Consider the following 14928-nt stretch of genomic DNA (forward strand, 5'->3'; position numbering starts at 1 on the left):
TTGTAACAAAAGGGAAATGATTTTTTTGAAAAATGAAAATATAGAAATAATACTTGATGGAAACAAACGATATAAAGGGGGAGTTACAGAAGAGGGGAATTAAAATGTGTGTATTTTGTACGCTTTAGTAAAAAATTAGCCGATTTATAATGAGTTTTTAGACATATAAATACAATCCCTATATAATCCTATTCCTCACTTACAAATCGGCTAATTTTCCTTAAAACATGCAACAAAAATTCTAAAACTGTGCAACCTTTGCTAAACGAAATGCAGATCGTTTGCGTTTTATTGGTACTTTGTATTGAATGCCGATGAGTTTATCGAATCGGAAATATTCAGCCATGATTTCAAAATCTTTGTAGTAACGTTTAATTCGTCTCATGATGTCCCGATTTTCTGTATACAGGCAATAATACTCATTATCTAATTTCCAAACTTCTGTCATTTGAACACCTCCAAAAATTAAAAAAGACCTCTCGAATGATGAGAGGTCACACTTCACGCAATCGTACCATAGCCATTTTCGGTAAATTTCTTATTGCATCTTGAATTTCTTCAGCATTTCTGACATTCGGGAATGTTAAATTATCGATTTGGAATGTCTGATATATGATTTGCGATTGATTTCCGTTCTTGGATGTATTAACGTTTAAATTTCTGCTATTTAAAGCACTGAGAGCCACATTTGGAATAGATGGAACTCTAATATTGTTACCTATTCTAAAAATCTCACTTACAAGCCCAAGAGATGCTTCACTAATTAATGCCCGATTATTGCTCATTCCTAAAGCGAAACCTTCTGTAACAAATCCACCAAGCTCCATCATCACCCTAGAAGGAGATTTTATTTTAAGGGTACTTTTCACCGTACTTTGAACAATATTAGCAATCTCCTGTGCTTTTTGTTTGAGTGGCCCAATCATCGAATTCAGCCCATCGATGAGACCTTGCATCGAATTTTTGCCGATGTCAGCCATGCTGGCTGTCATGAGATTAAGTTCTGTCTTTGTACCTCCACTGATTTCTTTTATCTTAGTAATCCATTCGTTTTTATGTTTTTCTAATTCGGCATTAGCTTGAACGCGAAGTTCAGCGATCTTTTTCTTGTATTCCGTTTTCACTTGCTCAAGTTCGATGCTCGCAGTATAGCGCAGTTGCTGAATTTTCGCTTGAGTATCTTGGCGCATTCCCTCGAGTTCGTTGACCGCTTGCGTTCTTGCTAAGGCATTTTTCTCACGCCACAATTGAACGTATTGTTGCAACTCTTCGTCAGAAAGAGAGTTCAACGCAGAGATCTCGTCAACGGCTTTCGGCCCCATATCTTGGAGTTCTTGGAGAAGTCCTCCATCAATGCCTCTCGCCGCAAGAGAAGCAATATTTGTTTGCCAATCCTTGAACGCATTGACCTGATCAGAAAGGTTTTGAAGCAATCCTTGTCCGGTTACATCATTTTTGCGTTTGAATTCATCGAACAGCCCCGCAAAGCTATACAGAGATTTCGTACGATCTTCAACAGCTTTCTCGTATTCTTCCGTCAGCTTTTGTTCCTCTTCGATCAGACGATCATTTATTTCCTTTACCTTCTGCTCGTATTCCTCTTTTGCTTTCAGCTCGTCTTGTTGCAAACGATCGTTGATTTCTTTCACTTGTTGGGCGTATTCGTTGTTTGCTTCAAGCAATCGGTCGTTGATTTCTTTTTTGACGCGATAAATTTCTTTCTCCCAATAAATTCGTTCCTCTGTTCCTTGTTTGTACCGTTTGGCAACAGTATTCAACGATTCAAGCTCTTGCATGAGAGACAGTTGTCCATAATATTTCTTTTCCTCGAACCACTTTTTCTCGTTTTCGAAATTGCGCTTTGTGATTTCGTCTTTCACACGAGCATATTCTTTTTCAGCTTCTATACGCTCTTTTGTGCCTTCCTTAAACTTCTTAGCGAGATTGTTCCACCACTGTAATTCTTGCTCAAGGGAAACATTACGGATTTGCTTTTGATACTCGATTGCTTGTTTCCCTTGTTCAAAGGTTTTCTTGACTATTTCCGCTGTTTTCTTTGCCTGTTCATCTTGAATTTTCTTAATTTCTAAATTGACCTTACGAATCTGATCAGATGTCTTGGCGTACTCTTTTAGAATCGTTCGCAATTTGGAGATATACTGACTTTCATCAATTTTTCCGATTTTAAAGTTGTACTGAGCCGATTTAAACTGTTCTTCGAAAGCTTTTTTCGCTGCTTCTGCTGTCTTTTTCGCCGATTTTTCAACATCTTGTTTCTTCGATTCGATACCTTTGGCAAAACCGACTGTCGTCCATTGTCCAACTTCCATCATTACTCTTGAAGGAGAATGAATGCCGAGAATTTTCTTTGCCCATGCTGGAATACTACTTGCAATTTCTTCGACCCTTTTCTTAATTGATCCAACCATTGAACTGATTCCGTTAATAAGACCTTGTATGATGTCTTTTCCGATAGAAAACAAATTAATCCCTTTTAAGAAACTCACAGCGCTATTCCACATGCTTGTTATTGTCGATTTGATACCGCTCATGATGAAAGAAACAGCGCTTTTCATAGAGGAAAATGCGTTGCTTACCGCTGATTTTGCTGTGTTTACCGCCGTGGAAATAGCCGATTTGATTCCATTCCAAACGGATGAGACCGTTGATTTGATACTATTGAATATATTTGAAACGTTAGTTTTTACTGAGTTAAACACAGATGAAACTGTTTTTGAAATACTGTTTATTGTAGAAGAAATTGATGACTTAATTACATTCCAAATACTACTTACTGTATTTTTTATCGCATTTAATGTGTTTGAAATGAAGTTTTTCACATTGTTCCAACCGTTTTGAATGGTTGATTTAATGTTGTTTATTGCACTAGAAATGACTGATTTAATATCGTTCCATATTGAAGAAACAAGCGATTTAATACCGTTCCAAATTGTTGAGAATATATTCTTCACAATCTCAAGCGATGCTTTGATGATATTTTGAATTCCGTTTGTGGCGTTTTTAATGAATCCACCTATTGTATCCCAAACACCTTTTGCGATATTTTTTATTCCTTCCCATGCACCTTTCCAGTCACCAGAAATAAGGGAAAGTACTGTTTTTATCACACCACGTATGATCTCAAGCAGTCCTTTAATTGTTTGAGATGCTGCTTCCCACGCTACTTTTGCTGTTGCGGAAATTTCATCTCCGTATTGCTTCCAAATGTTTTTCACAAACGTCACAAAATCGGAAATAATTTGCTTTAGGATTCCAATGTTTTGTGCGATAGATGAGGCGACTTGTGGAGGGAGGATTTCTTGAATAACACCTTTCCAGCCAGCGTTCTTAAATGCGTCTGAAATGCGGTTTACGAAATCGATGATAGGTGGAAGGAAGGATTTTATTTTTTCAAATAAATCGCTTGTTATCATTGCTGTGAAGGATTTGAGGTTGTCTTTCAATGTACTCATCAAACCGTTGAACGTTTGACTTTGCTTTTCCATTGCACCGCCAAAACGTTCACCCATTCCTTTGACAAGTGCAGGAATGACTTGGTTAGCCATGAGTTTTCCTTGTTCAGACATTTTCATTAGTTCTGGAATCGGCTTACCCATTGTTTCCGAAAGAATTTCCCACGCTGGAATTCCTCTTTCTGCTAACTGATTCATTTCCTCTGCTGACGCTTTCCCTTTAGCTGACATTTGAAAAAGTGCCATTGAAACGCCTTCTAGTTCTTCCTGTCCTCCACCGACTGCTGATACCGCATCACCAACAGCAATTAATGTTTCCTTTAACTTTTCTCCCTCAAATCCAGCCATGTTTAAAAGTTTTGCTGACTTGTCCAATCCTTCAAATTCAAACGGTGTTTTTGCACCGAGTTGCACAAGGTCATTGATTGTTTGTTTCGCTTTCTCTGAACTACCTAACAATGTTGTCCATGCTATTTCGGATTGTTCCTTCATTGCATTGAAGTCAACGCCCGTTTTGACTGCCATCGTTCCAACTGCTGCAATAGACGCACCAAGTCCTGCAATTGCACCAGTTGCAAGTGCGCCCAATCGGCTTCCCCATCTTCCTGCTCCTGACTCAAAATTTCGTATATCTCTTTCCGCAGAGCTCATTTTTGACGTGAATTTTGAATCATCAAGCACTATTTCAGCTTTATATGTACCTAAATCAACTGTTGCCACTAGTTATCACCTGCCTTCTTATAGCCGGATACCTTACGAAGTTTGTTAAAGTCTGGTGTTGTTTGTTTCAATCGCTCCACTTTTTCGAGGTACTCTCGACCCTCTGGCGTGCTCATAAGATCGAACATTTGATAATGCTTCAAATAAGACAAAAAAATCGCATACGGAAGATTAAGAATCTCCGTATGCGACATGTGAGTTTTCATATTTAGATAAGCAATATTTTCCATAAATTCAATTCCTTCGCTCTCCCTCGCCTTCCCTTCATCGACCGGAAGGGAGGGCATCATGAGTTTGGGTTATTGTTAATCTCCGTCACTGTATTTTGATACACTTCAACTACTTTTCGCATTTGAACAGGAGAAAATTTTTGCAATACTTCTTCGGTTGTAACTTTCCGTTCACCTTGCGAAAGAAGAGTAGCTACCATTTCTGCAAGAAGATGAATTTGTTCTTCTGGATTTTTAGCTTTTTTCACTTTGTTCTCGATTGCAAACATTTGTAAAACAAGCTGAGTGGATGGAGACGACGGAACTGTAAATTCTTCACCACCAATTTTGAATGTGATAGGTTCATTTACTAATAAATCTAAATCAACAATTTTCATGTATTTTCAGCCTCCTAATTTTTTGTCTGACATAAAAATAAAAAAGGAAGGGAGTCCCTTCCTTTCGATTAGATTTCCTCAATGATTTCAACTAGGTTGCCATCTGTTTTACCAATACAAGCAAGTGCTTTAAATTCAGCGTCAATAACTGTTTCTTTTTCTGGATCAAAAGTAATTTCAAATCCCGATTGAGATTGCGCACGGAAAATGTTTACTGTCAATGTTTTGCCATCAGGTTTCGTATGCACAAATCGAAGGTAGTTAATAGGTACATTTTTCAGACCACCGATACCAATTCGTCTTGTACCGGCCGTTGTATCTTCGGAATAACTTGCGGCACTTAATTTCGATAAATTTTCAAGATTCCATGTGAGCAAGCCCGACTTGAAAGTTACTTCTTCCTTAGTTAGAAAACTCATGATTGTTCCTCTGTTTGCACTTTCTATATCATGAAACGTAGGTTTATATGTAAGAGTAGCACCACCTGAAATCGCACCAACATTAACAAGTGCAGTTTGAATTTCTTGCTCTGTAGCGTTCGGATCAACTTGACCTAGATAAAGATCACCTGAACCAAGTAAAATCGTATTTTCTTGTACAGTTGCCATATTAAATCATCTCCTTTATTTTTATATGAAAAATAAGTAATTGTTCATATACGTTTAAATCATCAACATACAAAACGCCACCGCCAACATGTTTTGCATGATATATTGCAACATCGTTGACAGCGAACGACTTATCTTTCGCACGAAAATGGAGTAAATCAGTCAATCTTTTTGCAATTTTCTCCATTTCAACTACATTTTTAGAGACGATGCGAATATCGCATCTATATGTATCGACTTCTCCGGCTTCATATGGAAAAGTTTCGAATACAATGTATGGATAATCATTGCGATCGTTCGGAATCATTGCAACAATCCGTTTGTTTTTCGGTGTGTAGCCAACAAGCGAAACTAATTGTTCATCAGACACAAGAAGGGAATGAATGATTTGAGAAATAGTCATTTGACATTCATCCCCTTCTCAATAATTTCTTTGATTCGATCTTGATTCTCATCAATTGCTGGGCGCAAATATGGTTGTGGACGAATATTCTTGCTTGCCACGCCAAATTCCACATAGGGAGCGTATTCAACATTTGTACCGATGTATGCTTTAGATTGCGTTTCGCTATTTTCGGTTTGATGTGTGATACTATTTCGAAGTCTCCCAGTATCGACTGGCGCACGTAATTTCGCTTCAGCTTCCACAAAAACAGCGATTTGCTTAATTGTTTGTTCACGTCTTTGTTTCATTTTCTGAACCTCTTCTTGAAAACGACTACTCATTGTGCATCATCCTTTTTTATTAGCACCTCATAGTGACGGTCAAAATCCATTATACCTGTGATTGTGTAATTTTTATCATACTCAATCTTTTCACCGAGTTTTAAGCGTTCATCCGGCTTTGTGAAAAGTCTATATTGTACATCAACAATGATGCCGTATCTGTTTTCAGCAAGTTTAGATGAATATGGTTCAATTTCGCATTGAATAGGGATTCTCGTTGGAATCGTTTCATAAATCGGTTCGTTGAAATCATTAAATCCGACTAATACTTCTTCTCCTTCGCCTAGAAGATACACTGTTTTCGTTAGTCTCATACGACTTTCACCCTTCGATATCGATTCAATTGAGCGATGATATCATCGGGTAACGAATCACGATACGTTTCAGAAAGCGACCCTTTCGATTCACTTTTTACATTCTCTACACCGTTCATTCGGTAACGATAAACGGCAATATCTTCAATCACTTCATCGAGTTCAGAAGGAATTTCATCGATATTGCAATAATTTTTCACGAACGATGTTGCGCGAGTTAGGTATAAATTGAGCAAATTATCTTGAGTATTATTAGAAATGCCCAACAATGTTTTTACATTTTCCAATGAAGACATCTAATCACCCCTTCTTTGTAGGGGATTTTTTAGGAGTTTGCTTTGATTGCTCTTTTTCTTCTTTAACTTCTTCATAATCGTCATCATTTTGAAGTCGTTTAATGTGATCTTCGTCAACAACTTCCCAAATCAAACCAGTTTTCTTATTACGGAAAAACACTTACATCACCTCATTTCAAATAAAAAACGAGCAGGAAAAAACCTGCCCGTCAAAGGAGTATGTATTAAGCAATAGTAGCTGTAAGCACCGCTAATGCTTCAGGACGAAGTACACCAGCACAGTAAACAGCCAATCCACGAATTCCATCCGCAAAGCTGTCTTGCAAACGCATTGCCTCAACATTATCAATTTGTTTTCCATATCCGATTGCTGATTGATGAAGTGCTAAAATTTTATACTTACCACTTACATTTGCAATTTCTTCAGATACGACAACTTGCATGCTATTAATTTTTTGACCTTCAACAACGCCGTTTTCTAATACAGTCGGATTCGCAGTGAATCGAGGATCTTTTGATAGTAGCCCCAAAATTTCCGCATTGACAACAACAAAACGATTTGCCAAAGGTACTTTATTTTTCGAAAGTTTAGTACCTAAGTCAACGATGTAGTCATATACATTCGCTTTATCGAGTGTAATAGGATTTGTGTCATCACCAATTGTGTTTCCTGCTTGAACATCAGTATAGAGAGAAAGAACATATTTATCGATTGTTTCTTGAAGCGTTGCGGCTGCTTCTGCTGTGTGAGCGTCAACAAGATCACCTGCGGCTTGTGCTTTGTCTACATCATCAACAGTGAAGGCAAAATATTTCTTTTGATCGAGATTTAATTCAACTGGTGTAGTGTTGACTTCATCCCATGTAATTGTTCCAGTGTAGTCTTTTACGGTTACTGCGCCAACACGGTTGAAAATAACTTTGTTTCCTTTGATTTCAGTCGGTTTTGTTGCAATTACCTCCGCAACAGAAGTTTTATGGAAATTAGCTAATAAACGAGCTTCCCAAATAGATGGAATAAAAGATTGTACTGACATTTAACATCACCTTATCCTTTCTATTTAAAATTTTTTAATGGAAAATAAAAAAGAACTTGCGTTTGCAAGTCCTTGAATTAACTAGATATTTTTCAATTGATCTTTAATTAAATCCCAATTTTTCAAGATTTCATCTGATGTCATCTTTTCAATTTGTTCACGGGTAAACGTTTGAGTTTTTACATTTGAATCTTTCGGATTCACACCGCTTGTCTTTAATTTTTCATCAACAAGTGCCTGAAGATTTTGTGTCCACACTTCCTCAAATGTAGCAAGGTTTTGAAGAGTAGATTCTTCATCTTGACCAATTAGAAAATCAATAAGTTGAACTGGAAGCTTTTTCTCTGTTGCAATCGTAAGTGCTTTATTTTTCAATGCTTCACGCAACTTTTCTTGTTCCATCTGTTTGATTTTTGCTTCCAATTCTTTCAACTTCACATCTTTAGGATCAGCTTCAGGGAAACGTTTTTTGATCTCTTCATCAATTAGTTTTTGAAGATTATTGCGTTTCCACGTTTCTAACCCTTTCGAAAAATGCTTATCCTTTTCGGAATCGAAGAATTTCTTCAACTCCTCATTTTCAACAAGCATTTTTTGCACCTCTTCAACACTTACTGAACGTAAGCCCTGAAGATATGCCTTAACTTCCTCATTGTCTTTGTTCTGCTCAAAAAATTCCTTAACTTGTTCTAATGTGATTTCCATAAAAAATAACCTCCCTTTGCCCTTTCAACGCTTATATAGCCCTGAAAGTGCATGTTTTTTGATTTTATTTTTCGATTGTTCTTTAACGTCTGCAATCGAGAAAAAGACAATATAAAAAGCCACCATTAAGGTGACTGAATTCCCTTACTTTTAGCCCATTCATCATAACTTTGATATTCGATGACTTGCTTCGTTTCGTTGTCTTTACGTTTTGTTGGCTCATATCCCTCAATAATAGGTATTAAACAACAACGACAATTCGGATGTCTCGGTGGAGAAGGTTTTGTTTGGTCATCAATATCAAATTGTTTTCCATCGAGTCGAGCGCATTGCTCACACGTATTTCCTTCGAGAGTTGCAACCCATTGCACTTTTTGAACAATACCGCTATCTCTATAGATTTTTTCTTGTGCTGATGAAACCACCCGTGATAACTCAGTAAGAATTAAACGTTTTGATTGGAATGCTTTAGAATTAAATTGCTTATCAATCCTCTTTGCAATTTTGTCAATGCTCTCGCCTTGCTGAATGCCGAGATACAATTCAGTCCTCAATGCTTTTACAAGCGCATTTGTGTTATCCCATATGCGCTCGGAAAACTTTATTCCTGACCAATTGAAATTAACAATCTCGTCAATCACTTCTTTTCGCAGCAACGAAAAAGAAATGACAACACCAATACTTTTTTCAATCTCATACGCTGTACGATAATACGCAAGCGCACATATAGTCGCAAGGATAGATGTCACTATTGCGACTTCAGAAACGGCAATATTTCTGATTTCTTCTTGTATTTGTCTTTCAATTTTCGGAATGTCGGAAACGTTCACTTTCCCATCATTCCCATATCGCATGAACAATTCAGCGATTAATTGCTTAATATTGTCACGATGCTTTCGATACAGTTTTAAAACTTCACGATGCTGTTTTTCTGAAAGGTCGAAGAATTCATCGACCATCTTTAAAAATTCTTTTTCATCCATTGCTGTCACCTATTTGGTCAAGATTCATTGTATCTTGTTCTTGTTTCAGTTTTTGAACAACTTGTGCCGGATTCTGAATACGCGGATGCCAGCTAAGCAATTCTTCTAAAGGAACTAAGTGTGAAAGTTGTACAATTTCGTTAGTTATTTCGGCTTCATTCTGTGGAATATTTCGACTGAATTGGAACTGTACGTCCGTCCAGTCGTAGTTTGCACCTTTAAGATTTAAAATATTTGTGATGAGTCGAATACGTTTCCGCAATGCTTTTTCCATTTTGCGTTCTTTTACACCGCATTTTGATTCAAGTCCAAACAGCTTAAAACCTATCGCAATGCCTGAGAGATTCGAACTGAACTCCTCTGTTGTCAATTTCGGTGTCGCTGTTTGAATATGTATCAAATTATCAATCGTTTCAAAGAAATTTTGTTGGAATTGATTATTTATATTTTTAATAAGCCAAGAAGCATCTCCTTGATTATCTAACAAAAGCACACCGTTTTGGCGCATTTTTTCGATATCTTCCGGCTTTGTACCTTGATACCCTTTAATGAGAAGGTAAGCATTTGCAAATGACTCCAACTCATTTGCGCTATCTGAAAGAATCTTATCAATAGCGTCAATCAAAGGGATTTGTTTTTCAAAATCCCCAATTTCTTCATCGTTGTTTTTATAAATGATTACAGGCACTTCACCGAAAAAATGTGGGATTGAATTGTCAAGAACGAATGTTTCTCCGTTGTCAAAGGATGTGAAGTAATGAAAGCCTTCAGCGTCATATGCTTCTACTTTCATTACATCTGAATCACCTTGTTTTTCCTTCCAATATCGAATGCCGAAAAGGATATTGTCTTGTGAATCCTTTTCAACATACATTTCCAAAGGTGAATATTGTTGGAAGCGAATATTCCCTTGTGTATCAATATATGTAAGTTCATAACATTTACCGAAGATGCTAAAATCTTTCACGATTTCTGCGTTCGTATCCTCTTCATCGTTCAAAAGAAAGATTTTTTGCAAATCAGCAAGATACTTTTCATTATTTGAACGAGATAAATAACTAACTGGTTTGCTCGCAAAATAGCCGACCACAGTATCAATTATTAGGCTACAATACGATGTTGCAATTTTGTTATTCGGCTTGAGTGGATCAGGAAGTTGACGATTTAAAATGTCATTCCGACCAACGTAATAATTGTACAGTTTCTGATATCGAGGCAATTCTGTACGATGCTTCTTAATCGCATCTCTAATTTGTTCGGATGTAATCAAGTATTTCACCTACCTTTTATAATCCAAGTAATCTTCTATCTAATGACTGAATACGTCTCATTTTCTGAATCAATGTGACAGCCATCTCTAGTGAATCTGGAGCATCATCATGTTTGGCTGTCGATGAGTAATCAAGAATTTGCTGATTGTATGCTTTATTGTTTGGATTGAATTTGATGTAACCATTAGCAATCATCGGCTGCAAAGACATGATGCGCGAATGTTTATTGCTTCGCGAGTTGATTTCCACAATATCGATGTAATAGCCATTTTGAACGAGCTTTCGTTCAAGCTGTTGCTTTAGGAGTGCTTGGAAGTTAACCGTTTCAATACCGATTCGAGTAATAGTAGGAAACAGTTTAAGTTTTTCAATGACTGTATCAATGAGTACATCAGGTTTTAATCGTCTACAATCGCCATCGAGAACATAAAAATAACCGTCAGCATCTTTTCCGAGAATTGTAATTGCAGAAAAGTCTGATCGGTTTGATTTAGCCAATGATGGATCAATTGTCATTACAATTTCTTCAAGTTTAGATGTATCAAGTTCAGCAGGTGTGAAATAAATAAGTTCTTGAAATACTCTATCCTTTGATGATTTTGGTTCGTTTTGAAGCTCTTTAGAAAAGGCATCGTCACCAATTTCAATACGTTTAAGCATTAAGTCGTAATAATCATTTTTTGCTTCCCAAAGAACCGCTGTGCCCTTTAACATTTCATCTTTGTGTTTCTCGAAGAATGTTTCAGCAGCCGACAATCGGAATGGATTGGATAAATCTGTGACAATGTCTTCCCATTCATTCCATAAGTCTTCACGTTCTGACCATGAAATGACGGCTTGGTAAAATAACGTTGTATATGTAGGATTGTTCATAATATCGGCAAGTAGATCATCCTCAGTCATCCGAGTACCGATGAACAGGAATGATGTGTATGTATCGCCTGTGTTCACAAGGGATTCCCAGTACCATTTTTTGAGCTGGTCAAGTTTTGATTCAGATGAAATATTGCTATCCTTCTGAATGTCATCTGAAATAATTAATGTCGGACGTAAATTTTTATACTTGATACCACGTAAGCTGGAATCAGCACCCTTAGCCATGATACATGTATCATTGGTTAAAATGAGACATTCCGTATTCCATGTATCGCCTTTTAAATCGCCAAAATCTTCAAGGATGGCTTCATTTGTTTCGAGTTCAATGCGAATAGATTTCAAAAACTCTTTTGCCATTGCTTCGTTAGCACTGATAAGAAGAATGAATGGCTTTAAACGAAACAATAAGCAGTATAATGGGATTTTAAAGCTTCCGAGCGTAGACTTTGCATGAGCACGTGGAGCAACCACGCAAAGATTTTTTATTTCTCCATCGAGCATTTTTTGTAAATGTTCTTCAATTTCAGTGTGAAAAGCAGGTGATTCACGGGAAAAGTATTTCGGGAAGTATGCTTTACCGAAATACTCTTTATCAAGTTGGGCTAATTTTTTACGTAAACCGTTTTTACCGGTGTATTTACCTTTGTATTTCAGTAGTAAATCTTCAATTTGTTCATCTGTGAAGTGACGTTTCAGGTAATGAAGCATGAGTTCTTTTTGTTGTTTGTCCATTTTGTCACCTCCTTTTTTTAAAGGGGTTGAAAATTTGGTAAAAAAATTTGTGATACCTGCTGTCGGGGATTGCCAACCAAAATAAGAAGGATACCCCCTACCGTAAAAAAGCAAAAGAAAAAAGACCGTCAATTGTTGACCGTCTTTGTTAATCAATATTTAATCGTTTTGCTTCACGATATATCGTTGCTCGACTTATTTTCGTGATCTCGGCTATCTCATTAACTGTCATCCCATTTTTTTCACGATTACGGAATAATTCAAGTGCATATTGTAGACCTTTATTATGCTCTGTATACTTCTTTGGTCTGCCTTTATAGACACCTCTTTGCTTTGCTAATGCAATACCTTCAAGCTGTCTTTCACGTATCATATCTGCTTCAAATTCTGCGATACCAGCAAGAATTGTTACCATTAACTTTCCTATTGCTGTAGTAGTATCTACCTTTTCACCACCCATATTTAAAACAACAAGTCCGACACCTTTTGAATTAAGATATTCTATTGTATTCAAAGCATCTTTTGTACTTCTGGCAAAGCGATCTAGTTTAGTTACTACAATCACATCGCCTTCTTTAACTGTTTCTAAAAGTTTATTGAATTGTTCACGATTATCCTTTTTACGTCCACTTACTTTTTCCTTAAATATCTTTTCACATCCAAACTCTTCTAACTGTTTCAATTGCGCTTCTAAATTTTGACCCGATGATGATACCCTTGCATATCCATATTTCATGCGACTACACCCCCTATTTTTGATACATGTATTTGATACATTGTTAAGCCCATTATATCAATATCTCAAAAATGTATCAAGAGGGTGTAGTCAAATGATACAAATTGATTAAAAATTTTTAACTCATTCCTCTTTGCTGCCTTCTTCTTTCTTCAACATGTCCATCAATTCATTGTAATCTTGATCATCATTCGATTTCTTATTCTCAATAACAACTGTATTCTTTGCGGATAGTCCAGCCTTTTCGAGCAAGCTATTCAATGCTTGCAATTGTGCATATACTAGATGGCGATTCTTTACGTCACCTTCAGCAATGCGCAATAACTCTTTAGCTAATTTCTTTGAGTTAATTTGCATGATTTGAAGGGCTTCACGTACTCCCTCTTCAGAAAGTTTTTGTATGTATTCTTGAGCCTCTGGCTTCTGCAACAATTCATAAATAGATGATCTATGTTTGTAACCGACAGTATCGCAAATTTGTTGAACAGTCATTTTGCCCTCAAAGTACAAACGGATAGCTTGCATTTGTTTTTCTGTGAGCATATTTTTCACCCCCTTTAACATGTCTACATTTGTCCGCAGGTTTGCACTCAATTTCCCACTATCTCATCCTACATAAACATATAACCATATACTTATATAACCGCCAAAAAAATTAACCTCCTAACTCATCCTCACTAATCCATTGCACTTCTGCATCTGAATTCATTATTACCCCTTCGTTCATCATCCTTTTCAAACATTCCTCATCAAAATTATCCTTCACAATAAAAATCGATGCATTTCTAGGGATTTCCACAATTTCACCATCATTAATATAAGTAATCTCATCATGCAATTTCATTCATACTCACCCATTCACATTCTTCCCTTGCAATCTCCATCAATTCACTAATACTCTTCTCAAAATCCTTTTCACCAAGCTGCATCGCAAAATATTTCTTTTTCCCACCCTGTTCAAATGTCGCTACAATCCCAAAATCACCTTCTAATCCCTTTTCCTTCTTTATTTCATCGCTAAAAAACTCAATTCGTTCAACACGAAAATTTTTCATCTTATCCCTCCAAATCCTTCAATTATCCATTCACCAGATAATGTAATTCCCTTGCTAGTATACACTTCACTAAATACTCATTATCTTTACCGTTGCCACTTGCCTCATACTCTTTAGGACTTAACCTAACCTGTCCCTTACATTCTAATTGATCACCATTGTACGTAAAATGAATAATAACATGATCTAAAGACTTGTCTTCTATAGAATCTTGATTGTAGCTATACTCTACATTATCAATATAGATTCCCATTTAACTTTTCACCTCTAACGCCTTCAATTCATTAACCAAATCCAATAACCCATCAATCACCATTTTTCTTGTTTCTTCATTACGCACAATTTCAACAGCAAAGTGATGACTACAACCAAGTTGATTTTTCAATTTTGTAACTAACTTATCTGTTTTCTGTTTTTCACTAACTAACTCTTCTTTTGAACATTCGAGATACAAATCTTCAAATTCCTTTAACGTTAACCCATTCACAATAAACTCATAATTAAATCCAGTTTCCTTCATTATCGTTCCAATCATTTTGTTAAGGTCTTTCATCTTCTTCCCTCCAAATAAAAAAGCACCCGATTATTCGGATGCTAATTTTGTAAAGATTAAAATACCCGTGGTGCTAGATAAACTTGATCAAGCATAAAAATAGCCCTTGCTGGCGGATCTCCAGTAGAATGAAAGTGTCACCCAACATTCGAAAGGAGAGATCCCCCATGCAAGAGCACTTTCATTTTACTACAGATCCAGCCAAACTTCAAAAACAATATGCCGCTATTTTCTGT

20 protein-coding genes are annotated in these 14928 nt (G+C 36.6%); all 20 read right to left on the minus strand.

Going from position 1 to position 14928, the window contains the following annotated elements:
- Nucleotides 1–241 precede the first annotated feature (241 nt).
- Nucleotides 242–448, minus strand: a complete 207-nt coding sequence (locus JCR24_RS15745; protein ID WP_238980960.1) for a hypothetical protein — start codon at nucleotides 446–448, stop codon at nucleotides 242–244.
- A gap of 46 nt (nucleotides 449–494) precedes the next feature.
- Nucleotides 495–4193 carry a tape measure protein gene (locus tag JCR24_RS15750; protein ID WP_238980961.1) on the minus strand — a complete coding sequence of 1233 codons (3699 nt, stop codon included), beginning with the start codon at nucleotides 4191–4193 and terminating at the stop codon, nucleotides 495–497.
- A gap of 286 nt (nucleotides 4194–4479) precedes the next feature.
- Nucleotides 4480–4800 (minus strand): hypothetical protein, encoded by a 321-nt coding sequence (locus tag JCR24_RS15755; protein WP_238980962.1) that lies wholly within the window; start codon nucleotides 4798–4800, stop codon nucleotides 4480–4482.
- A gap of 68 nt (nucleotides 4801–4868) precedes the next feature.
- On the minus strand, nucleotides 4869–5408 hold the full coding sequence (locus JCR24_RS15760) for a hypothetical protein (protein ID WP_238980963.1): 540 nt from the start codon (nucleotides 5406–5408) through the stop codon (nucleotides 4869–4871).
- A 1-nt stretch (nucleotide 5409) separates the two neighbouring features.
- Nucleotides 5410–5811, minus strand: a complete 402-nt coding sequence (locus JCR24_RS15765; RefSeq protein WP_238980964.1) for a hypothetical protein — start codon at nucleotides 5809–5811, stop codon at nucleotides 5410–5412.
- Entirely contained in the window at nucleotides 5808–6134 is a 327-nt protein-coding gene (locus JCR24_RS15770; protein ID WP_255782739.1) for an HK97-gp10 family putative phage morphogenesis protein, read from the minus strand. The genes JCR24_RS15765 and JCR24_RS15770 overlap by 4 nt, the downstream gene beginning before the upstream one ends.
- Nucleotides 6131–6448, minus strand: coding sequence for a hypothetical protein (locus JCR24_RS15775; protein ID WP_238980966.1), 318 nt, complete (start codon nucleotides 6446–6448; stop codon nucleotides 6131–6133). The genes JCR24_RS15770 and JCR24_RS15775 overlap by 4 nt, the downstream gene beginning before the upstream one ends.
- Nucleotides 6445–6744: a head-tail connector protein gene (locus JCR24_RS15780; RefSeq protein ID WP_238980967.1), complete on the minus strand. Its 300-nt coding sequence runs from the start codon at nucleotides 6742–6744 to the stop codon at nucleotides 6445–6447. Before JCR24_RS15780 ends, JCR24_RS15775 begins: the two co-directional genes overlap by 4 nt.
- 4 nt (nucleotides 6745–6748) lie before the next feature.
- A complete protein-coding gene (locus JCR24_RS15785) occupies nucleotides 6749–6904 on the minus strand; it encodes a hypothetical protein (RefSeq protein ID WP_238980968.1) in 156 nt (51 codons plus the stop codon).
- Between the two features lie 64 nt (nucleotides 6905–6968).
- Nucleotides 6969–7781 (minus strand): phage capsid protein, encoded by an 813-nt coding sequence (locus tag JCR24_RS15790; protein ID WP_238980969.1) that lies wholly within the window; start codon nucleotides 7779–7781, stop codon nucleotides 6969–6971.
- Between the two features lie 81 nt (nucleotides 7782–7862).
- Entirely contained in the window at nucleotides 7863–8486 is a 624-nt protein-coding gene (locus JCR24_RS15795; RefSeq protein WP_238980970.1) for a DUF4355 domain-containing protein, read from the minus strand.
- A gap of 125 nt (nucleotides 8487–8611) precedes the next feature.
- On the minus strand, nucleotides 8612–9469 hold the full coding sequence (locus tag JCR24_RS15800) for a minor capsid protein (protein ID WP_238980971.1): 858 nt from the start codon (nucleotides 9467–9469) through the stop codon (nucleotides 8612–8614).
- Nucleotides 9462–10739 (minus strand): phage portal protein, encoded by a 1278-nt coding sequence (locus tag JCR24_RS15805; RefSeq protein ID WP_238980972.1) that lies wholly within the window; start codon nucleotides 10737–10739, stop codon nucleotides 9462–9464. Before JCR24_RS15805 ends, JCR24_RS15800 begins: the two co-directional genes overlap by 8 nt.
- Before the next feature lie 16 nt (nucleotides 10740–10755).
- A complete protein-coding gene (gene terL / locus JCR24_RS15810) occupies nucleotides 10756–12348 on the minus strand; it encodes a phage terminase large subunit (RefSeq protein ID WP_238980973.1) in 1593 nt (530 codons plus the stop codon).
- A 148-nt stretch (nucleotides 12349–12496) separates the two neighbouring features.
- Nucleotides 12497–13084, minus strand: coding sequence for a recombinase family protein (locus JCR24_RS15815; RefSeq protein ID WP_238980974.1), 588 nt, complete (start codon nucleotides 13082–13084; stop codon nucleotides 12497–12499).
- 123 nt (nucleotides 13085–13207) lie between these two features.
- Entirely contained in the window at nucleotides 13208–13627 is a 420-nt protein-coding gene (locus JCR24_RS15820) for a hypothetical protein (protein WP_238980975.1), read from the minus strand.
- Between the two features lie 112 nt (nucleotides 13628–13739).
- Complete coding sequence (locus tag JCR24_RS15825) at nucleotides 13740–13928, minus strand: hypothetical protein (protein WP_238980976.1); 189 nt, start codon at nucleotides 13926–13928, stop codon at nucleotides 13740–13742.
- Nucleotides 13915–14139 carry a hypothetical protein gene (locus tag JCR24_RS15830; protein ID WP_238980977.1) on the minus strand — a complete coding sequence of 75 codons (225 nt, stop codon included), beginning with the start codon at nucleotides 14137–14139 and terminating at the stop codon, nucleotides 13915–13917. Before JCR24_RS15830 ends, JCR24_RS15825 begins: the two co-directional genes overlap by 14 nt.
- 22 nt (nucleotides 14140–14161) lie before the next feature.
- Nucleotides 14162–14392 carry a hypothetical protein gene (locus tag JCR24_RS15835; RefSeq protein ID WP_238980978.1) on the minus strand — a complete coding sequence of 77 codons (231 nt, stop codon included), beginning with the start codon at nucleotides 14390–14392 and terminating at the stop codon, nucleotides 14162–14164.
- On the minus strand, nucleotides 14393–14692 hold the full coding sequence (locus tag JCR24_RS15840; RefSeq protein ID WP_238980979.1) for a hypothetical protein: 300 nt from the start codon (nucleotides 14690–14692) through the stop codon (nucleotides 14393–14395).
- Between the last annotated feature and the right edge of the window lie 236 nt (nucleotides 14693–14928).

It is taken from the genome of Geobacillus sp. YHL, from assembly GCF_022341265.1.
Classification (GTDB): domain Bacteria; phylum Bacillota; class Bacilli; order Bacillales; family Anoxybacillaceae; genus Geobacillus; species Geobacillus thermoleovorans.